General features: G+C 59.9%; 17 protein-coding genes. 9 read left to right on the top strand and 8 right to left on the bottom strand.

The window, feature by feature from the left end:
* Positions 1-42: 42 nt before the first annotated feature.
* Positions 43-2,121 carry a S9 family peptidase gene (locus OUZ49_RS01730; protein ID WP_266148196.1) on the bottom strand — a complete coding sequence of 693 codons (2,079 nt, stop codon included), beginning with the start codon at positions 2,119-2,121 and terminating at the stop codon, positions 43-45.
* A gap of 459 nt (positions 2,122-2,580) precedes the next feature.
* Between OUZ49_RS01730 and OUZ49_RS01725 the strand changes: the two genes are divergently transcribed.
* The 5 genes from OUZ49_RS01725 to OUZ49_RS01705 all read left to right on the top strand — a co-directional run bounded on the left by OUZ49_RS01725 (position 2,581) and on the right by OUZ49_RS01705 (position 9,259).
* Positions 2,581-2,961: a pilin gene (locus OUZ49_RS01725; protein ID WP_266148625.1), complete on the top strand. Its 381-nt coding sequence runs from the start codon at positions 2,581-2,583 to the stop codon at positions 2,959-2,961.
* Between the two features lie 339 nt (positions 2,962-3,300).
* A complete protein-coding gene (locus tag OUZ49_RS01720) occupies positions 3,301-3,741 on the top strand; it encodes a pilin (protein WP_266148195.1) in 441 nt (146 codons plus the stop codon).
* 125 nt (positions 3,742-3,866) lie between these two features.
* Positions 3,867-5,828: a tetratricopeptide repeat protein gene (locus tag OUZ49_RS01715; RefSeq protein ID WP_266148194.1), complete on the top strand. Its 1,962-nt coding sequence runs from the start codon at positions 3,867-3,869 to the stop codon at positions 5,826-5,828.
* Positions 5,829-6,203: 375 nt separating this feature from the next.
* Positions 6,204-8,249, top strand: a complete 2,046-nt coding sequence (locus OUZ49_RS01710; RefSeq protein ID WP_266148193.1) for a hypothetical protein — start codon at positions 6,204-6,206, stop codon at positions 8,247-8,249.
* Between the two features lie 44 nt (positions 8,250-8,293).
* Complete coding sequence (locus OUZ49_RS01705; RefSeq protein ID WP_266148192.1) at positions 8,294-9,259, top strand: lysylphosphatidylglycerol synthase domain-containing protein; 966 nt, start codon at positions 8,294-8,296, stop codon at positions 9,257-9,259.
* 29 nt (positions 9,260-9,288) lie between these two features.
* Here OUZ49_RS01705 and OUZ49_RS01700 read toward each other — a convergent pair whose 3' ends face one another.
* From OUZ49_RS01700 to OUZ49_RS01675, 6 genes are all read right to left on the bottom strand, one after another.
* Positions 9,289-9,810, bottom strand: a complete 522-nt coding sequence (locus OUZ49_RS01700) for an acyltransferase (RefSeq protein ID WP_266148191.1) — start codon at positions 9,808-9,810, stop codon at positions 9,289-9,291.
* Between the two features lie 56 nt (positions 9,811-9,866).
* Complete coding sequence (locus tag OUZ49_RS01695; RefSeq protein WP_266148190.1) at positions 9,867-10,622, bottom strand: class I SAM-dependent methyltransferase; 756 nt, start codon at positions 10,620-10,622, stop codon at positions 9,867-9,869.
* On the bottom strand, positions 10,619-11,572 hold the full coding sequence (locus tag OUZ49_RS01690) for a glycosyltransferase (protein ID WP_266148189.1): 954 nt from the start codon (positions 11,570-11,572) through the stop codon (positions 10,619-10,621). The genes OUZ49_RS01695 and OUZ49_RS01690 overlap by 4 nt, the downstream gene beginning before the upstream one ends.
* Before the next feature lie 203 nt (positions 11,573-11,775).
* A complete protein-coding gene (locus OUZ49_RS01685) occupies positions 11,776-12,435 on the bottom strand; it encodes a class I SAM-dependent methyltransferase (protein WP_266148188.1) in 660 nt (219 codons plus the stop codon).
* Between the two features lie 41 nt (positions 12,436-12,476).
* Positions 12,477-13,337, bottom strand: a complete 861-nt coding sequence (locus OUZ49_RS01680) for a glycosyltransferase family 2 protein (RefSeq protein ID WP_266148187.1) — start codon at positions 13,335-13,337, stop codon at positions 12,477-12,479.
* Positions 13,338-13,487: 150 nt separating this feature from the next.
* Positions 13,488-14,660, bottom strand: coding sequence for a DegT/DnrJ/EryC1/StrS family aminotransferase (locus OUZ49_RS01675; protein WP_266148186.1), 1,173 nt, complete (start codon positions 14,658-14,660; stop codon positions 13,488-13,490).
* Positions 14,661-14,892: 232 nt separating this feature from the next.
* On the opposite strand from OUZ49_RS01675, the gene pilB reads away from it, so the two are divergent.
* The 4 genes from pilB (at position 14,893) to coaE (ending at position 19,571) form a co-directional block, all read left to right on the top strand.
* On the top strand, positions 14,893-16,614 hold the full coding sequence (gene pilB / locus OUZ49_RS01670) for a type IV-A pilus assembly ATPase PilB (protein WP_266148185.1): 1,722 nt from the start codon (positions 14,893-14,895) through the stop codon (positions 16,612-16,614).
* A 145-nt stretch (positions 16,615-16,759) separates the two neighbouring features.
* Complete coding sequence (locus OUZ49_RS01665) at positions 16,760-18,028, top strand: type II secretion system F family protein (RefSeq protein WP_323134893.1); 1,269 nt, start codon at positions 16,760-16,762, stop codon at positions 18,026-18,028.
* Between the two features lie 65 nt (positions 18,029-18,093).
* A complete protein-coding gene (locus OUZ49_RS01660; RefSeq protein WP_266148184.1) occupies positions 18,094-18,951 on the top strand; it encodes a prepilin peptidase in 858 nt (285 codons plus the stop codon).
* Positions 18,948-19,571 carry a dephospho-CoA kinase gene (gene coaE / locus OUZ49_RS01655; protein ID WP_266148183.1) on the top strand — a complete coding sequence of 208 codons (624 nt, stop codon included), beginning with the start codon at positions 18,948-18,950 and terminating at the stop codon, positions 19,569-19,571. The genes OUZ49_RS01660 and coaE overlap by 4 nt, the downstream gene beginning before the upstream one ends.
* Before the next feature lie 7 nt (positions 19,572-19,578).
* Here coaE and OUZ49_RS01650 read toward each other — a convergent pair whose 3' ends face one another.
* Entirely contained in the window at positions 19,579-20,523 is a 945-nt protein-coding gene (locus tag OUZ49_RS01650; protein WP_266148182.1) for a Nudix family hydrolase, read from the bottom strand.
* Positions 20,524-20,534: the final 11 nt, after the last annotated feature.

Genomic DNA, 20,534 nt, shown 5'->3' with positions numbered 1-20,534 from the left:
AACCTCCCCCCGCGATGCAGGGGGAGGGGCGAAGCGATTCAATTAATGAGACGCCGGTGCATCCTTGGCCGTCCATTGCTTCAACCACGCGTTCACCGTCTCGTGCCACTGAACGCTGTTCTGCGGCTTCAGTACCCAGTGGTTCTCGTCCGGGAAATGCAGTAACTGGCTAGGAATGCCGCGGCGCTGCAGCGCCGTAAACGCACCCAGGCCCTGTGTATCAGGGATGCGGAAGTCCTTCGCGGAATGGACTACCAGCATCGGCACGCGCCAATCCTTGACGTGGTTGACCGGGTTGAACTTCTCGTAGTTCTCCGGATGCTCGAATTGGGTGCCGCTGTTCTCGCGCTCTTCGAACCACACCTCCTCGGTGTCGTAGTACATGGCGCGTGCATCGAACACGCCGTCGTGATCGACCAGGCACTTCCACGGCTCGTTCCACACGCCAGCCATCCAATAGATCATATAGCCGCCGTAGCTGGCACCCAGTGCGCAGGCGCGGTCGCCGTCGAGGAAGCTGTATTTGGCGAGCGCGGCCTTCCAGCCGGCCTTGAGATCTTCCAGCGGCTTGCCACCCCAGTCACCCGAAATGGAATCGGTGAAGGCTTTGCCGTAACCAGTCGAACCATGGAAGTTGATGGTGACCACGGCGAAGCCCTGGCCCGCGTAGGTCTGCGGATTCCAGCGATAGCTCCAGCCGTTGCTCATGGCGCCTTGCGGACCACCATGGACAATGAAGGCCACCGGGTACTTCTTGCCGGGCTTGTAGTCGGCCGGCTTCACCACGTAGCCCTGCACCGTCTCGTTGTTCCAGCCCTTGAAGGTGAAGAACTCCGGCTCACCCATCTTCGCGTTCTTGAGGCGCTCCGCGTTGTAGTGCGTCACCTGCTTGAGGCCTTGGCCTTGAAGGTCGGCCAGGTAGAGGTCGGCGGAGCGCTTGAGGTCATCGCGCTGAATCAGCAGACGCGACTTGCCCAGCGAATAGCCACCCACGTCACCATCGGTGACGACCGTGCTGACCTTGCCGGTGGCGACGTCGACGGCGAACAGCGGGTGCTGGCCGTTATCGTCAGCGGTGGTGTAAAGCGTCTTGCCGTCGCTGGAAATCTGCAGGCCACCGGCGGAGCGATCCCAGTTCGGCGCCACCTCGCGTCTCTGGCCAGTGGCCAGATCCAGCGCCATGATGCCAAAACGATCCGATTCGGACACGGGCGTCTTCATCGCCAGGTAGTACAGCGTCTTGCCGTCTGGCGACGGCACCGGAGCAGCATCCCAGGCCTGATTGGCCGCGGTGAGATTGCGGGGCGCAGCCGAGCCATCGGCCGGCACGCTGTAGACATCGAAGTTGGTCGACCACGGCTCGGTCTTGCCGGCAATGCGCGCGTCGAAGTACACCGTCTTGCCATCCGGCGAGAAGCTGAACTCACCCTCGTCGCCGAACGGCTTGCTCGGCACGTCGCCGTCGATGCCGCGGGTCAACAACACCGGCTGCTCGTTGGCATTGTCCAGGTCGGTAATGAAGAGCTGTGCGCGACGACCGTCGGCCCAGGTATCCCAGTGACGGACGAACAGCTTGTCGTAGACCGTGCCCGACGCCTTGTCCGCGGCACGGACGTCCAGTCGCTCCTTGGTGCAGGCCAGGTCGGCGCAGTCGGTAAACACACCCAGCGTGATCAATGCCTTCTTGCCATCTGGCGACAGCTTGTAGCCATCAACGTCGATAGGCACATGGGTGACCTGCACGGCATTCGTATCAGTCGCCCTGCCAAACGGGTGACGCCACAGCTGCGCCACGCCATCCTGCGGCGCCACGTAATAGATTGCGCTGCCATCCGGTGCCCAGCGCGGCGACGAGGCCTTATCGACCAGCTTGACCGGCTGGCCATTCTTTTCGAGGTCGAGCAGGTAGATCGAAGTGACGCCCTTGTTCGCCGCATAGTCGGTGGCGCGCACGGTATAGAGCGCGTAACGGCCATCCGGTGACAGCTGCGGATCTGCTACGCGGTCCATCATCACCAGGTCGCGGATATTGAATGGGTGCGGGCCGTGGCTCTCGACCTCGGCCGCCACCGCAGAACTGCCGGCCAGCGCGAAGGCCAGCGCGAAAAACAAGGGTTTCATCGAATGGTTTCCCTGGGTGCTACGAAAGCCCTGACGGTAAGTGGCGGCGGCCCGCGGCGCAAGCGCGCACCACCACATTTACCTCTCCCGCTGTGCGTGGGGGGCTGCGAGGAGGGGGAGGCTCTTCGGTAAGTCCAACCACCCCTTCCCTAACTCTCCCTCTGCTACTCCAGGGAGCCCCCCCCCTTCGAGGCGCGCAGGGGAGCGAGATAAAGCACCGCTCTATTCGCATGGATCGCGCTGCTGGCAGAGATGATGAAGCGATGTAGGCGAAGACTGAAGTCACCGGAACACGTGATGGGCATCACGGATTCCCGCAACGACATGCGGCCTCGCAACATTTTGCGACCCGATATCCGATCTTGGTACAGAACCTGCTGAGCCTTGCCCCGACAAACTCAGGGGGAGTCTGCCGTGTCCCGCCCGCATTCAAGCGCCGGCTTTACGCTTATCGAATTGATGATCGTCGTGGCGATCATTGCCATCCTGGCTGCCATAGCCCTTCCGCAATATCAGACCTATGTCGCACGGTCTCAAACGACGGCGGCACTGGCTGAGATCAGTCCTGGGCGCACCGCTTACGAAACGCTTATCAACCAGGGCGTCACGACGGGTAGCACCTTTGCCAATGTCAACAACTTGGGGCTTGACGCAAGCACACCACGTTGCAGCGCTATCTCGTCGACAGTAACACCTGTTGGAGCGGGCAATATCAAATGCCAACTAACTGGCAGTACGCCAGTTCAAGGAAAAACCATCGAACTGGACCGCAATACGTCGGGCCAGTGGTCCTGCAGTTCGACCGTTGACCCGAAGTATCTCCCGTCCAGCTGTCCCTGACGCGAAAGCGACGTCGCAAGGTGACGAAAAATGTCACGACCTGACCATGAATGTCGGCCGGGCGACTCAATTACCACAGCCGACGCGATCCGTTACTCAATACCAGCAAGACAATTACCCACCCGGCTTGTTGCTTAGTGCCAACACCTGCACAATCCAGCCACCTGCCTACGGGCAGGGACCTGCCGGAAGCAGTGGTGGCATACAAGATGCTGCTATCTGCCACGAGTTTCCTGGTCGTTCCACGGCAATTGTGGGGGACCGGATCCGCCTAGGGGGTACGGGACCGGGGCTCAGGGGCACAATCCAAGGTTAGCTAACCAAAACAGAGGAACCACCATGAAGAACGTACAGAAGGGCTTTACCCTGATCGAACTGATGATCGTGGTTGCGATCATCGCGATCTTGGCCGCCATCGCCATCCCGCAGTACCAGACCTATGTGGTCCGCTCGCAGGTCAGCCGCGTGATGGGTGAAGCAGGCGACATGAAGGTCGTGGTTGAAGACTGCTTGAACAATGGCGCCACGGGCCAGATCACCACCACGCCAAATGCGACCGTACCCAGCTGCGTCCTGACGGCCTCCTCTTCCGACCTGATGAACGGTGGTCTGCCTGTCGTCAATGCGGCCGCCGCCAACTCCACGATCGTTGCCACGTTCGGCAACCATGCCAATGCTGCGCTGGGTACGACGAACACCCTGACCTGGACCCGCAATTCCAGCGGCAGCTGGACCTGCACCAGCACGGCCCCCACGAAGTACCGCCCGGCTAGCTGCTAAGCGACTTGTACTAAGCGGACATCCGCTATTAGCCAAGGGCCGCCATATGGCGGCCCTTGTCTTTTATTCCCCGCTGACCTTTCCACGTGAATTCAACGCCTATGGCCACAGCAACTCGTCCTCGCTTGCAGCTGACCCTAGTCGTACTGGGCCTGTTGATCCTGGTCACGCTGGCATTTTGGCCAGCGCTCAACGGAGGCTTTATCTTCGACGACTACCCGATCTTCGCCGAAAATTCCACCGTCCATGTTACGGGCTGGCACTGGCAGGAGTGGCATCGGGTATGGGCATGGTCACGTAGCAACATCGAACGACCCATCGCCATGTTGAGCTATGCGCTCAACTATGCACTCGGCGGCAGTACCAGGAGCTTCAAAGCCACTAACTTGGCACTGCATCTGTTCAACGCTCTATTGTTGATGCAGCTGGCACGCCGCCTGCTGTTTGCTGGCTGGGTGCAGGTAAACGGCGTTGATGCACGGCGCCATCGCTGGATCATCAGTTGCTGGGCGATCGTCCTTGCAACACTGTGGGCCATACATCCGCTGCAGGTTTCCACCGTCATGTACACGGTGCAGCGAATGGAACTGCTCGGCTTCGCGTTTGTGCTGCTCGCGCTGCTCGCCTACTGGCGTGCACGCCAGCGCCAGATGGAGGGACAACGCGCCTGGCCGTGGCTCGGCTTGTGCTGTGCGCTAACCGTGATTGGCTACTACGCCAAAGAGACCGCGGTGCTAGTGCCAGGCTATGCACTGCTGCTGGAGCTAACACTGCTGCATTTTGCAGCGCACAAGTCCGCCAGCAGGCGCGCCTGGAAAATCACGTACCTAGCCGGATGCTCCATAGCCGCTCTGATTTTTACGTTTTATCTGCTGCCGCACTACGCCACGGATTCGGCCTATGCGGCGCGCGACTACAACGCCTGGCAACGCGAACTGACCCAGTTGCGCGTGCTCCCGCTGTACCTCGGCTGGATCTTACTGCCGCTGCCTAACCTGCTGCATTTCTACTACGACAACTACCCCATATCGCGGGATCTGCTTCATCCCATCACCACACTGTTCGGCGGCCTTCTACTGCTGGGCCTTGCCGTCTTTGCTGTCGCCTTGCGGAAGCGCCGCCCTCTGTTGGCTCTCGGCATTGGCTGGTTCTTTGTAGCCCAGACCCTGACCAGCGCACCGATTCCTTTGGAGCTCGTATTCGAACATCGCAATTACCCGGCTCTGTTCGGCATCGTTCTAGCGGTCGCCGACCTGCTTTGGCTCATCACGCGTCGCGTCGATCCGCGCATTGCGACTCTGATAGCCGGCATCCTTATTGCGAACTTTGGCTTGCTGACGTTTATCCGCTCTTCGATCTGGGGCGATCGATTGCTCCTGACCCAGACCCTGGCTGATGATAATCCGGGCTCGGCACGTGCCGCCTACGACCTCGCCCGGCGCTACATGTTCATGGCAGGCAACAACCCTGATTCCCCGTTTTATTCGCTCAGCATCAAGGAACTGAGGCGGGCTGCAACTTTGCCCAGCGCATCGCCAATGGCAGAAGAAGCCTTGCTGCTTATCAACGCAGATCATCACGATCAGCCTGATGTCTCAACGCTCTGGAGCAGCTTCCTGGACAAGTTGCAAAATCGGCCCTTGGGCCCGGAGGCATATCTCGCCCTGGACAAATTGACGACGGAACGGCTCAGCGGAAAGACGGGCATCGACATACACCAACTGGCGCGAGCCTACGAGATCACGATCAAACGCAATCCCGCGCGAATCACTCTGCACTCTTCGTATGCTGAACTCGCTGGTGCCGAACTACACGATCCAGATCTGGCCATCCAGCAGTGGCGACAAGCGCTGCGGCTTGAGAAGGACTTAGCCGGTTACTCCAAACAACTTGCTGGCTATCTTTTGGAAAACCACCGGGGACAGGAGGCGCTAGCGGTTATCGCCGAGGCCCGGAAGCTGCAGCCGATGCTAAGTAACGATCCCATCTTGATGGCCATGCAGAGCCAGGCGGAAAAAATGCTGTCCCAAGAGGGCGCCACAGCACTGCCGCAGCAAAGCCAGGGCTTAACCGACGGACTGCGTTAGAGAGGGGTGGCACAGGGCGTTACCCCAGTCGCTCTCTATAGCCAAATGGCTGGTCACCCAGGAGGCGGCTCTATACAGCGAAGCTGGCCATCCGGCGGCTTTGGCGTCCCAAAGCGGCACTGGATCCCGGCCGTCGCTAGGATGAAGGCAATGCGTTTGCCCGGATAACACTTTGGGATACCCAGTTCCCATCCGCCCGCCCGAGATCGACGAGCACCCTCGCTCTAGCAGGCGCGCAAATCCACTTTTTGCGCCGCGCCTACTCGAACTTACGGGTAGACCAAGCCACCGAACGCGGTAAGCTGCCGCGATCTCAACCGATACCGATTTGACACCTTGGCGCCCGATTCCTCGTCATACCGCTGGGGCAGGTGCTTGCTCGCACTGGTCCTGCTCGTAACCACCCTGGTCTATTGGCCGGGCCTTCATGGTGGCTGGCTGTTTGACGATTACCCAAACATCGTCGACAACAGGGGCGTCCAACCTGACCATGCCAGCGTCTCCTCGTTGATCAGTGCCGCGCTTTCGTCGCCATCGAGCGAGCTCAAGCGGCCGATCGCCTCGCTGAGCTTTGCGGCCAATTTTCTCTTGAGCGGTCTCGATCCATTCTGGATGAAGCTTACGAATCTGCTCATCCACCTCATCAACGGCGTGCTCGTGTTCACCCTGGTTCGCGCGCTATTGCAATGCGCTGGACGCGCCTCAAGGGTTGAAAGTCCCCGACTGAAAGGGCTGTCGCGAGACCCGCCGGCGGAACGGGGCTGCGCTGAACCAAGCTCGCGATCCACGATATTGGCTCTTTCGATCACGGCGGCCTGGCTGCTGCTCCCGATAAATCTCACGGCAATTCTCTATGTCGTCCAGCGAATGGAAAGTCTGGCCAACCTTTTCGTCCTGATAGGACTAATTGGCTACGTCCATGGCCGTCGTCGCATGCTTCGCGGTACGGATAGCCAGCGGCTCTCTCGAGGATTCCTGCTTTGTCTGGCCAGCCTCACGCTGCCTACCGCCATTGGTACGATGGCCAAGGAAACGGCGGTCATGCTGCCGCTTTATGCCGTACTAGTGGAGTGGTACCTGTTCGACTTCCGAAGCTGCGCGAGTGACCCGGCATCCGGTCCGAGCGGGATGAGGGACTACCGCATTGTCACGTTGTTCCTCGTGACCCTGGTGCTGCCCATGCTGATTGGTCTGGGCTATTTGTTCCCCAGTCTGCTGCAGCCGAAGGCTTGGTCGACCCGCGACTTCACCATGCCGACGCGACTGCTTAGCGAAGCGCGCGTGGTGATCGACTATATCCACTGGACCATAATCCCCACGCCACGAGGGCTATCGTTCTATCACGACGACTTTGATGTTTCAGCAGGACTGCTGACGCCCTGGACCACGATCGCGAGCATGGCCTGCCTAATTGCACTTATCGTTACGGCAATCTGGCTTCGGCGTCGACATCCTGTCCCGGCATTGGGAATCTCACTCTTTTTCGCCAGCCATCTTTTGACGGGCACGATCCTGCCGCTGGAACTGATCTACGAGCATCGCAATTACTTCGCCAGCCTCGGCGTCCTGTTAGCAGTCGTACCCATTCTGATGCCGCGCTCGATCTTGCCTTTAGGACCGAAGGCCACGGTCGCCGGAGGCCCGGACGCCACAGCGCCGGGGCACCTCGTGGCGCGGATTCGTCACCGGTTTTATTTGATTCCCCTGTTATTGCTAATGGCGTGGTGGACCTGGCTGACAGCCATGACAGCTTACGCGTGGGCGGATCCGCTGCGCCTAGCCAGGGAACTGGCGACTCGAGCACCGGAATCACCCCGCGCCCAATATGAGCTTGGCCGAACTTACATCATCTATTCAGACTACGACTCTAAGTCTCTATTTACGCACCTTGCCTATGCGCCACTGGAGCGGGCGGCCAACCTCCCTAAGTCATCCATCCTTCCGCAGCAGGCTCTGATCTTTATGAATGCGAGGATGCATTTGCCCATCAAAGACATATGGTGGGTAACCATGATCGCCAAATTGAAATCAGAAAAGCCTGGGGTACAGGACGAGAGTTCACTGATTGCTCTGATGCACTGCATGCGCGATGGACAGTGCGATCTTCCCAGGGACCGCATGGCCGCCGCCTTCGAAGCGGCCATGTCACATGACTCGCCAAGCGCTCGCCTGATGGCCGCCTATGGGGACTACGCGTGGAATATCCTAGGGAACAAGTCGCTGGGAGAAAGTCTTATGGCGGCAGCCGTCGCCGCCGAACCTAAAGAACCGGCGTATCGGATAACATGGATCCGCATGCTTGTCGCGATGAACCGAAAAGTTGAAGCTGAAAGTCAGCTGGCCCGACTAAGGCAGCTCAATGTTGCCGGGCGCTTGCAAGTTGACGTGATTGAGCTGCAGGAGCTGATCGATTTGCACTGAATCAGATCGTTTGCGATCTGCCTTGACGAAATAAGCGAGCTGACTTGAGCAGAGTTGAAAGTGCATCCGGGGGCATCGCGGCACGATGGCGTTGGAACCGTCTGGTAAAGCTCGCGCTCACTGGCGGAGCTTTCGTAGCGCTCGCGATCGCCGCATGGCGATTTCGCGAGGCCATCACAAATGTGATTTCGTCAACCAATCCCTGGCTCCTGGGCCTATCAACCGTTATAGCGTTATTGGCAAACTATCTCACCGGGTTTCCGTTCCATCGCTTCTTGAGCCAAGCCGGAATCGAATCGTCACCTGCTAGAGCCTGCTATTTGCAACTGGTTGCCCAAGTTGCGAAATACATCCCGGGAAATATCTGGAGCGCGGTTTTACAGGCACAGTTGATTGGCAGCGGTCGAATAGGTGCACTATTTCTCGCCGGAATAGATGTCAGCATTTTTTTCATGATGACCGTCACATCGACGGGCCTCGGCTTACTCATCTACTGCCAAAGCCCGGCGCTTGGCTGGGCAGTCGCCTTATGTGGATGGTTGCTTTCGGCAAGCATAGCTTCGTCTGCCTGGCTGATTCGCCTTATCGATCGCCTGGCCTGCCTGCTTGGAAAGCAATTGCACGCACCGGCCATATCATCCAGTACTCGTGAAATCGCGCGATTGTTCGCTTGGGCATCCATCCATTCCGTGACGATGCTACTGTCCATCTTCTGCATGCTTATTGCGACCACGCCCTATCGCCACGCTGATCTGATCATAAGCGTAGCAAGCATCTGTCTCGCGTGGGTTGCCGGAACCATAGCCATCTTCGTGCCAAGCGGATTGGGCGTGAGGGAGGTGGCATTCGTCTATCTCGCCAGCAAATTTGGGGTTTCGGCTGACATCAAACTACTCGGCGCCATCTCCATCGTTGCACGCGTGACGCAGACTCTTCCTGACATCCTCGCTGCAGGTGTCGTCGGGGTCGTAGAACTTTCCAGCTCCCTGAGAAGACGAAGGCCTGAATAGAAATATCCGAGGCTGCCGAATCTTCGAACTCAAGGCACATCCACAGACCGAATCCGCCTTGCGGGCACTCCTACATAGACGCCCTTGCTCGAGAGGTCGGCCTTCACCAGCGTCATTGCACCCACCACCACGAAGTCCCCGATGGTCGCACCTGATATGACGGTCGAGCCCACCCCTATCCAGGAGTAGGTGCCAACTTGTGTCGTGTAGGCTTTCTTCGGGAAAGTCGCGAGCAATGGCGATTTGTGGTACGCACCTGGGTCATCATGCGTGATGATTTGCACACGTGGTGACAGCGTCACCCCCTTGCCCAGGAGGACAGCCCCCTCAAGATCGATCAAACAACCAGGGCCAACATAAACGTCATCATCGAGCCTCAGGTTTGAAAAGCCCATTCGCAGATTTATGAATTGGCATTCGGCCACGCGAACGTTTCGGCCGACGCTCGCACCAAACATTCTAAGCAAGGCTGCTCGGAGCTTCGGCGAAATGCACCATCGAAGCAGCTTCTCGATCACCAAGAAAACCGCGTGACGTAGTTTCTCCAGCATCGGTGATGCCCTCACAAGATCAAGCTTTGGCACGAACGGTAAGCAAGTTTCGCCGCTTAGCGGCGCTTACGAAGAATCCAGATGTACCCCGGAAAGCACCAATAAGCCACCTGCACAAAGATCCTTCCGGCGATCACCTTGAGCCGCGACTTGATCATATAACGGGCACGGAAGCGATCCGGATCGTCGACAATCTTCGCCGTGTAATCATCAACCAGGAATCGCTCGGTCAATTTGCGCAACCCGGAAAGCGTGAAATGACGCTCGTGGTAGAAGCGCCCCCGTCCGAGCAACCGAAGATATCGATGCGCCCAACTAACCGGGATGATCGACAAGAAAGGCAATTTGTAGTGCTGTTCCATGACGCAAAGCCGATTGGTGGCCGCGAAGTAGCACACTCCACCAGTGGCCAGTACACGATATATTTCGTCCATCATCTTTGCAGGATTGGGTACGTGCTCATAAACCTGGGAGCAAATAACTACGTCCATGCTGGCGTCAGGAAAATCCAACGCCATAGCGTCACCGACCTTAAAGGTTGTGTTCGGCTTCGAGCATCGCTGAGCAGCCAGCGTTATCGCGTGCACATCAATGTCGATTCCCGTCACCTCCCTCGCCCTGCTCGACAATACCTCATCGATTATGCCGGTCGAGCACCCTACGTTAAGTACTCTTGCCTTGGCCAATTTCTCTGGACCAAGAGCGTCTTCAAGCACTGCCAGCATAGTGATCGCCTTGCGCTGACGCCCCTCCAGTGCGTGCATGGCTGGGTTACCGATGGAGAAACCATGTTGATACTCACGCTGTGTCATACAGCACCCCTCGACGGACTGTCGACCAAGCCAAATCGACGGCAAAGATCATCAACGTCGATCGAGAACCTCCGTGCACATTCAAGCATCGAGGCCCTTAATTGGTCTGGGGACATGGAGAGCGCCCCTTCGACAGCTTGCGCGAAGGCAGGAGCGCTTATGGCATTCGCCAGGACTCCAACGCCATATTCTGAAATCAACCCCGGCAGGTCGCCAACCGGCATCGAAACTACGGGCAACTGCATCTTCATCGCGTCAGAGAAGACGACAGGTATGCTTTCCACTCGCGAGGGTAGAAGCAGAAAATCGGCGTTACCGAGTGCATCTTCGGCGGCCTCACGTCCTAGAAATCCACTTAGCCTTACGGGACGCCCCTTGCGCAGAAGGTCATCAACGCGACAGCGAACCAACTCCTCCAACGGACCGCCGCCAGCTATATGCACCTCCGAGATGCGAGCCCAGGCGCCGTCGTCCAATAGCGTGAGCGCTTCCAACAACAGGTCTATGCCTTTATTGACATGCCAGCGCCCCAGAAAAAGAAATCTGAAAGGCGGCGAAGATGCCAGCGGCTGAGCGCGCAGCTTGTTCAGGCGCCGCGCACTTGGAAGAAAGGCAAAAGGATGCCCACTAATCTGCTCCGCATCGTCACCAAGACGTAAGCCATCTGCAAACCTGAATGAAGCCCCGCCAATTACATGCTTCAAGACCGTTCGAATGCCGGGTATGCGTCCCAGCGACCAAATGTCGCTACCAAGCGCCCATAATGAATAGGGAACGCCGAACCGCCGCGACACCCCCATGGCCGCCCAGCCCGAGGGGAGCACCCAAAACGCCAGAACATGCCCCACCCGTCCATCGCTATTGGCGGCAAATGTCTCTGCACGCATGGCCGCAAGTGTTTTCACAATGGCGGGCCAATCTGTTAGGCGCGAAGGTGACAGAAGCGACAAGGGGCGCCCACTTGAAGCAAATCGCCGAACCTGCACTCCTTCAATTGCATCACTTGGCCCAGATCGCCCCCCTGGAGCTACGACTCGGACAGGCACTCGCTTGGCAAAATCTGAAGCAATGTCCGCGACGAATGCGCCCGCCGCCTCACTTCCATCCCCCGCTTGGGGATAGGAGGTCGTAACAATCAGTAGTGTGTCGCGAATCAAGGCTTTCGAACCTCCACTTCGTAGCCCACGGCCATACGCCCCCAGTCAGGCCAAATGCGACAACCAAGCGATGCAATCAAGTTAATTAGCAAAACGATCACGGCCGCCAGAGGTAGCAAAACAATCCGCAAAACGCCCCGGCGCTCATACACACCGCCAGACACGGCTAAGCATGCCAATAGTCCTGCCGTCCGGATGGCATGTCCTGAACGTTGCAACGTGATCACTTCAAATCCTGCACGCTCCACATCCCTGCGCAAGCCAAATTCCGTGTATCGCTGGAAGTCGAAGGGCGCATCATGAAGCGGATACAAAAAGGGCATCGATATCCAAGCGCGCCCACCTGGCTTGAGAACCCGAAAGATCTCGAAGAAGACTACAGAGGGCCTAGGCACATGCTCCATGACTTCAAAACAGCATACGCCGTCAAAACTGTCGTCTAGGAATGGGATGGATGCAGCATCCGCAAAAACCTCAGGGCGCGCGTGGTAAAGATCGCGTCCTGTCGCTGGATAATCGAGAGCGATGTACTTGGCCTGATCTTTGATCCATGCTCGAAGCCATTGGTCGGCGGCACCCACGTCCAAGATCCGGCCATCAAACTCGGTAACGCCAGGTGGTGGTCGCCTTGTACCGAGAAGCCACTGAGGGTGCATGGGCAGCCTCCTCAGCCATGATTGCCACAATCGAGGCCGACTCATGGTTTATGAGGGCGAATGTAAGTAAGAGAGGTGATTTGCTCTGATACCAATCCAATCAGGAACACGATGACTGATGCGCTCCATAGCAGAGTGCTCATGTTCGTCAAGCGTCCGTCGTGAACGTACGTCCATGCGTAGTTGGAGCTTCCCAAAAGAAAGAAAATCAAACTCGCAGGGACGAATAATTTCAACGGCGAATATAGCGTCGCAATCTTGAAGATGATAAGGAGAAAGCGAATGCCATCGCGCAAAGGCTTGATATGACTCTTGCCCACCCTCTGCCCAGCTTTGATAGGCACATAAGCCACCGGATAAGCGCTGCGAAAAAACGCCATGGTGCTAGTTGTGGGGTACGAAAATCCGTTGGGAAGCAGGTGCAGGAACTCACGAAACTTGTCCGCTCGAACAGCGCGGTAACCCGACGTCAGATCGGCGATAACATGGCCAGTCATTCGCGTCGCGAGCCAGTTGTAGATCGTATTGGCTACACCACGTCCCACGCCGGCCTGGCTACCCCAGTCACGCGCGCCGACCACCATGTCATAACCATGGTTCAGCTTTTCGAGCAATCGCTCGATGTCGGCAGGATCATGCTGACCGTCACCATCCATGAAAACGAGGACGTCGCCGCTGGCCGCCCTCGCGCCGCGCTTGATGGCGGCACCGTTGCCCATCGAGTAAGGTGAAGACAGGCACCGCACTTCATGGGCGGCGCAAATTTCACACGTATCGTCGGTGGAACCATCGTCCACCACGATGATTTCCGCTTCCGGCTGGATAGCACATAGACGCGGAAGCAAAGCCTTCAGGGCTGCCCCTTCATTTTTGGCGGGCAGGATGATGCTGAGACGGTTCAAGAGAGATCCCCCGGACATGAACGGCCATCATAACCTGATCAAACCCACGCGGCTGAGGCGGAATTGGCGCTTGCCGGGCGCAGATCCCTGACGCATGCCACTTATGGCATCCATTTTTAGATAGGCGCTGCAAAGCTTCAAATCGGCCTTTTAACGATGGAGCACCGATCGCACTGCCTCGACCACTCTCTCAGCATCCTCGGCGGACATGGCTGGCGACAGCGGTAAACTGACGGTCTGACGTCCGAGTCGCATGGCGTTGGGCCACTGTTCCGGGCGCCAACCAAAGCGTTGCTGGTAATACGGATGTTCTGGCACGGATAAATAGTGCACGCCAGTACCGATACGCGCCGTATTCATGGCTTCAAGGAAGTCGTCCCTACTGATGCCGCTGCGGGATTCGTCAATCATCACGGTGTAAAGGTGATACCCATGGCGCGTGTCGGCTTCGGGCGCGGCCGGCAAGCCGATCGGCAATTCGGCAAAAGCATCATCGTAATGCCGCCACAGCCCCCTTCTGCGCTGCCAGTTCTGCTCGACCCGCGCCAGCTGATGGATACCGATAGCCGCCTGCAGATCCATCATGTTGTACTTAAATCCGCATTCCACGACCTGATAGTGCCGGTACCCCTTATCGCTGAAGCGATGCCAGGCGTCCTTGCTCATGCCATGTAGCGCCAGGATGCGAGCACGTGCAACATGCTCGTCATCCCGCCCCAGAATCATCCCACCCTCCCCTGTCACTACGTTCTTGGTCACGTAGAAGCTGTAGCAGCCAAAGTCGCCAAACGTGCCGGCCGGGCGCCCTCGAAATTCTGTCTCGATCGCGTGGGCGCAATCTTCAATGACCATCAGGCCGTGTTTGTCGGCAATTGCCATGATGCGATCCATAGCGCAAGGCCGACCTGCGAAATGCACCGGCAGGATGGCCCTAGTTCGGGGCGTAATCGCCGCCTCGATTGCATCCGGGTCGATGTTTTGGGTCAGCGGATTCACGTCGGCGAGAACGGGTGTAAGTCCGGCATGCAAAATGGCATTCACCGTGGCACAGAAGGTCAATGGCGTGGTAATGACCTCGCTGCCTGGCTCCAGACCAGCAGCCACCATGCTCACGTGTAGCGCCGCCGTACAGGAATTGACCGCCGCCACTTGGGACGGACGGACCCGGCGCCAACTGGCAAAGTCCCGTTCAAACTGGGCTACCCGCGGCCCCGTGCCCAACCATCCTGAGCGAAGACAGGCTTCCACCTCGGCAATCTCTGCCTCCTCAATACGTGGAGCGCCGAAGACTAGGAACGGAAGTTGCGAATCGGCTGTGGACACGAGCTAAGGCCTTTTAAGTGGGAACGGCCTTTCTATCTCAACGCCATGGCAACGTCCATGCCTTTCAGGCTGGTCGGGCACGCCTGTTGCATGCCATTTCTATGGCCATTTGCCGACCTGGGATTTGTGCGCGCCGTCACCCCGGATGCCACTCCCCCCCCTCGCGGCGAGTGACCTACCCGCTCAACTGGGGTAAATTCCCACTCAATCAGGGGGCTGAGTCAGTATTGCTATGTCAACGCTAATGCAACCGTCGCTCGCAGGCCTCTCCGGCATGGCGCGGAGGCTGGTATCGGAAGATGTGCTGCCTGAAGCCGACGTGCGCAAGGCAGTGGCTGACTCGATCCAGCACAAGACCGGCTTCGCCGCCTGGCTGCTGGATCACAGCCTGGTCGACAGCGCCCGCCTCACCCGCATCGCTTCCGACGAATTCGGTATGCCGATGATGGACGTGAGCACCCTGGTGCCGGCCAATATGCCCTTGAACCTGATCAGCGAGGCGCTGATCAACAAACATCATGCCCTGCCCCTGTTCAAGCGCGGCAAGCGCCTGTTCGTGGGCATCGCCGACCCCATGCAGTCGCATGCGCTGGACGAGATCAAGTTCCACTCCAACTGCATGGTGGAACCGATCCTGGTGGAGCGCGGACAACTGCTGCGCACCATCGAGACCGTGCTCAACGCCATGAGCAACAGCGTCCCCGACATGGGCGGCGGCGATCTTGACGACCTGGCCCTGGAGGGTGGCGACGAAGAGGCCGAGTCTACCGGCATCGATGCGAACTCGAACGACGATGCGCCGGTGGTGAAGTTCGTCAACAAGATCCTGGTGGACGCAATCAAGCGCGGCGCTTCGGATATCCACTTCGAGCCGTTCGAAACCCAGTACCGCGTACGCCTGCGCATGGACGGCATGCTGCGCGCCGTGGCCAGCCCCCCCATGAAGCTGGCCTCGCGTATTTCGTCGCGCATCAAGGTGATGTCCGGCCTGGACATCGCCGAGCGTCGCGTGCCGCAGGACGGCCGCATCAAGCTGAACCTGTCCAAGAGCCGCGCGGTGGACTTCCGCGTCAGCACCCTGCCGACCCTGTTTGGCGAAAAGATCGTGCTGCGCATCCTGGACGGGTCCGCCGCCAAGCTCGGCATCGACGTGCTGGGCTATGAAGACGTGCAGAAACAGCTGTATCTGGATGCCATCCATAAGCCCTACGGCATGGTGCTGGTCACCGGCCCTACCGGCTCGGGCAAAACCGTGTCCCTGTATACGGCGCTGAATATCCTCAATACGGCCGAGCGCAATATCTCGACCGTCGAGGACCCGGTGGAAATCCGCGTCGAGGGCATCAATCAGGTCCAGCAGAACGTCAAGCGCGGCATGACCTTCGCCGCTGCGCTGCGCTCGTTCTTGCGCCAGGACCCGGACGTGATCATGGTCGGCGAAATCCGCGACCTGGAGACCGCCGAGATCGCCATCAAGGCGGCACAGACCGGTCACATGGTGCTGTCCACCCTGCATACCAACGACGCCCCGCAGACCATTTCGCGTCTGATGAACATGGGCATTCCGCCCTATAGCATCACCTCGTCGGTGACCCTGGTCATCGCCCAGCGACTGGCGCGCCGCCTGCACGACTGCAAGAAGCCCATGGACCTGCCGCCACAGGCGCTGCTGGCAGCCGGATTCACCCAGGAAGATATCGACGACGGCCTGACCTTGTATGAAGCCGTCGGCTGCGACAGCTGCAACGAGGGCTATAAAGGCCGCGTCGGCATCTACCAGGTGATGCCCATGGTAGAGGACATCCAAAAGATCATTTTGCAGGGGGGCAACGCGCTGCAGATCGCCGAGGTGGCCCGCAAGGCCGGGGTGAACGACCTGCGCGCTTCGGCCCTGTTGAAGGCGAAGAAGGGCGTCACCAGCCTCGCCGAGATCGACCGCGTCACCAAGGATTGAGGCCTGGCACGGCCAAACGGCGTCATAAGTCGCACTCAAGGTGCGTCCGGCGCCACGAATTGTTCCAGGCAAATGGCTTAAGCTGACGAAATTCTGGCTGTCGTCTGCTTGAGGCGACCCGACCGTACCAGCAGGGGGAATCACAATGGCCACGGCCACCGCCGCTAACAAGAATGCCGGTTCGCTGGGCGCACAGCGCGCCGAGATGAGCAAGCTGACCATGTACGACTGGGTCGCGCTGGACAAGCGCGGCAAGCGCATGAAGGGCGAGATGTCGGCGAAGAATGCGTCGCTCATCAAGGCCGAATTGCGCCGCCAGGGCATGAATCCGCAGACCGTGCGCGAACGCGGCAAGCCGCTTTTCGGCGCCAACGGCAGCACGGTCAAGCCACGCGACGTGGCCATCTTCAGCCGCCAGATCGCCACCATGATGGCCTCGGGCGTACCGATGGTGCAGTCCTTCGAGATCATCGCCGACGGCCAGAAGAATGTCCGCTTCAAGAACATCCTGACCGATGTGAAGCAAGGCATCGAGGGCGGATCAGCCCTGCATGAGGCGCTGGGGAAGTATCCCGTTCAGTTCGACGAGCTCTACCGCAACCTGGTTCACGCCGGCGAGACGTCGGGCGTGCTGGACACCGTGCTCGACACGGTGGCGACTTATAAGGAGCGCACGGAAGCAATCAAGGCCAAGATCAAGAAGGCGCTGTTCTACCCGGTGATGGTGCTGGCCGTGGCGCTGCTGGTCTGCACCATCATGTTGCTGTTCGTGGTTCCCGTGTTTGCGCAGACTTTCAAGGATGCCGGCGCCGACCTGCCCGCCCCGACCCTGGTCGTGGTCAAAGCCTCGGAGTTCATGAAGTCCTATTGGTGGGCGCTGCTTTTTGGCATCGCCGGTAGCATCACCGCCATCGTCATGGCCAAGAAGCGCTCGGTGAAGTTCGCCCACTTTCTCGACCGCGTAATGCTCAAGTTGCCGGTGATGGGCAACATCCTTCGACAGTCCGCGATTGCCCGATTCGCGCGCACCCTGGGCGTCACCTTCCGTGCCGGCGTGCCACTGGTGGAAGCCATGGATGCCGTAGCCGGCGCTACCGGCAGCATCGTCTATGGCGAAGCGGTCAAGCAGATGCGAGACGACGTCGCGGTGGGCCACCAGTTGCAGCTCGCCATGCGCCAGACCGGCGTATTCCCCAACATGGTGGTGCAGATGACCGCCATCGGCGAAGAATCCGGCGCACTCGACCATATGTTGTTCAAGGTGGCCGAGTTCTACGAGGAAGAGGTGAACAACGCCGTCGATACCCTCTCCACCCTGCTCGAACCGCTGATCATGGTGATCCTGGGCGGCCTCGTCGGTGGCATGGTGGTGGCGCTCTACCTGCCCATCTTCAAGCTCGCAGGCACGGTGTAATCTGCTGTTCTCCAAGCCCCTCTCCCGTTGGGAGGGGGGCTTTTTTATAGCCTTTGGAATTGCGCATGCTCGATCTTCCTTTGTGGGCCTGGATCCTCACCAGCGGCGTACTCGGCCTGCTGGTCGGCAGTTTTCTCAACGTCGTGATCCTGCGCCTGCCGGAACGCATGAAGGCCGAATGGCGGCTGGATGCACTCGACACGCTAGGGGTCGAGTCCGAGGACAAGCCGTTGCCTCCAGGCATCGTGCGCGAGCCATCGCACTGCCCGCACTGCCTTCATCGCCTCTCCGCGCTGGACAATATCCCGCTGTTTGGCTGGCTGCTGCTGCGCGGGCGTTGCCGTTACTGCAAGGCCGCTATCTCCATCCAGTACCCGTTGGTCGAGCTGCTGAGCGGCGTGCTTAGCGCAGTGATCGTATGGAAATTCGGTCCGACCTGGCCCGCCCTCGCCGGCCTGGTGTTCACCTGGATACTGATCGCCCTCGCCGGCATCGACTTTCGCACCCAATACCTGCCCGACCAGCTCAACTACCCACTGCTGTGGCTGGGCCTGCTGCTCGCCGTGTTGCCGATGTTCGTCACGCCGGCCTCGGCGATCATCGGCGCGGCCATCGGCTACCTGAGCCTGTGGAGCGTGTACTGGCTGTTCAAGCTGCTGACCGGCAAGGAAGGCATGGGTTATGGCGACTTCAAGCTGCTTGCCGCGCTTGGCGCCTGGATGGGGCCCAGCGCCCTGTTGCCGGTGATCCTGCTCTCGTCGCTGATCGGGGCGCTGATCGGCGGTACGCTGATCCTGATGCGCAAGCATGGCCGGGAGATTCCCATGCCATTCGGCCCCTTCATTGCCGCTGCCGGCTGGGTCTGGTTCGTCGCGGGGGACTGGTTGCTGCTCAGCTACATGCAGCTGACCGGGCTGCGATGAGTGGCCAGCGCCACAGCTTCGTCGTCGCCCTGACCGGGGGTGTTGCCGCCGGCAAGAGCGCCGTGTCGCAGCGCTTCGAAACCCTGGGCATCCAGGTCTACGATGCCGACGTAGCCGCGCGTGAGGTCATCGCCCCCGGCACCGGCGGACTGCAGGCCGTCATCGATCGATTTGGCGATCAGGTGCTCGACGCCCGCGGCCAGCTGGACCGCGCCGCCATGCGCCAGCGCGTCTTTGGCGACGACGTGGCGCGACGCGCGCTCGAGGCCATCATCCACCCGCGCGTCCGTGCCTGGCTGCACGAGCACGCCCACGCGGATCGCGGTCCCTACTGCCTGCTCGCCATTCCGCTGCTGGCGGAAAACATGGACCACTACCGCTGGGTGGATCGGGTGCTGGTGGTCGACGCGCCCGAGGCGCTACAGCTGGACCGGCTGGTACGACGTGACGGCATCGATGAGGCCTTGGCGCGACGCATGATCGAGCGTCAGGCCAGCCGCACGGAGCGGCTGACGCTGGCCCACGACGTCATCGAAAACCACGGCGACGAAGCGGAGCTGGACCGGGCCGTGTCGCAACTGCACACGCGCTACCTGGCCCTGGCGGCAGCCGCGCGTTGATCGAGCCTCACCAGAAGCCGCGGATTCCGGCCACGCCCTGCCCTCCCGCCCGTCGCGCCACCTCGGCATCGGCAGCCGTCATGCCGCCGAGCGCATAGACCGGCACGGCAGCGGCTTCGACCATCGACTGGAACACCGGCCAACCCAGAGGTGTCGCTGCGGGGTGCGTGGCCGTCGATGACACCGGCGAGAGCGTCGCGAAATCGGCCCACGCTGAAGCCCGCGCGAGCTCGGTCTGGTCGTGGCAGCTGGCCCCGACCAACTGCTCCCAGGGCAACGGCCGCTCGTGCAGCGACGTTAGCTGCAAAGCCTTGAGCTGCACGCCGACCCCGTGCCCCAGCGCGAGCGCTCCCGCCACGTCACCGCTCAAGAGCAGCTGTGCGCCACGCTCTCGCGCCACCGGCAGCACCGCCGCCGCCAGTTCGCGCACTTGTTCCGGCGCCCATAGCGGAAAACGCAGCAAAACCAGGCGCAAGCCATGTTCGATGGCCTCCAGCAGAAGCAGCCGCCATGCCTCGAACGCCTCGACGGATACGTCAGCCGGCGTGATCGGATAGCGCGCCGGCAGCTGCAGTGCCCGCAGAATGGGCCGATCGGCTGGCGACAGCATGGCCAGATCGACGGCCGCGGGGTCGCGCCATTGCAGCGCCTGCCCGTCCAACGACATCGGCTCACCTTGCCAACTGCGCACCACGCGCGCGTCAAGCAGCAAGGACCGATCGCCGTAGCGCCACGGCACGCGGATCAGTGGCTCACCGACCTCGGCCTCGATACCCAGCTCTTCGCGCAATTCGCGGACGAGTCCAGCGACCGCTGTCTCGTCCGCATCCAGCTTGCCACCGGGAAATTCCCACAGCCCCGCCAGGTGCTTGCCGGGCGGCCGCTGCGCCAGCAATACATGACCGCGGGCATCCAGCAGAACGCCGGCCATTACATGCATGGCTCGGGTCATCTCGGGGAGGC

This window comes from Dyella halodurans, assembly GCF_026283925.1.
GTDB classification, from domain to species: domain Bacteria; phylum Pseudomonadota; class Gammaproteobacteria; order Xanthomonadales; family Rhodanobacteraceae; genus Dyella; species Dyella halodurans.
This window is presented reverse-complemented; position numbering and strand designations above follow the sequence as displayed.

Bases quoted from the DNA above. Each gene is read 5' to 3' on its own strand.
- OUZ49_RS01730 (WP_266148196.1), bottom strand. From the start codon at position 2,121: ATGAAACCCTTGTTTTTCGCGCTGGCCTTCGCGCTGGCCGGCAGTTCT.
- OUZ49_RS01725 (WP_266148625.1), top strand. From the start codon at position 2,581: ATGATCGTCGTGGCGATCATTGCCATCCTGGCTGCCATAGCCCTTCCG.
- OUZ49_RS01720 (WP_266148195.1), top strand. From the start codon at position 3,301: ATGAAGAACGTACAGAAGGGCTTTACCCTGATCGAACTGATGATCGTG.
- OUZ49_RS01700 (WP_266148191.1), bottom strand. From the start codon at position 9,810: ATGCTGGAGAAACTACGTCACGCGGTTTTCTTGGTGATCGAGAAGCTG.
- OUZ49_RS01695 (WP_266148190.1), bottom strand. From the start codon at position 10,622: ATGACACAGCGTGAGTATCAACATGGTTTCTCCATCGGTAACCCAGCC.
- OUZ49_RS01685 (WP_266148188.1), bottom strand. From the start codon at position 12,435: ATGCACCCTCAGTGGCTTCTCGGTACAAGGCGACCACCACCTGGCGTT.
- pilB (WP_266148185.1), top strand. From the start codon at position 14,893: ATGTCAACGCTAATGCAACCGTCGCTCGCAGGCCTCTCCGGCATGGCG.
- OUZ49_RS01665 (WP_323134893.1), top strand. From the start codon at position 16,760: ATGGCCACGGCCACCGCCGCTAACAAGAATGCCGGTTCGCTGGGCGCA.
- OUZ49_RS01660 (WP_266148184.1), top strand. From the start codon at position 18,094: ATGCTCGATCTTCCTTTGTGGGCCTGGATCCTCACCAGCGGCGTACTC.
- coaE (WP_266148183.1), top strand. From the start codon at position 18,948: ATGAGTGGCCAGCGCCACAGCTTCGTCGTCGCCCTGACCGGGGGTGTT.
- OUZ49_RS01650 (WP_266148182.1), bottom strand. From the start codon at position 20,523: ATGACCCGAGCCATGCATGTAATGGCCGGCGTTCTGCTGGATGCCCGC.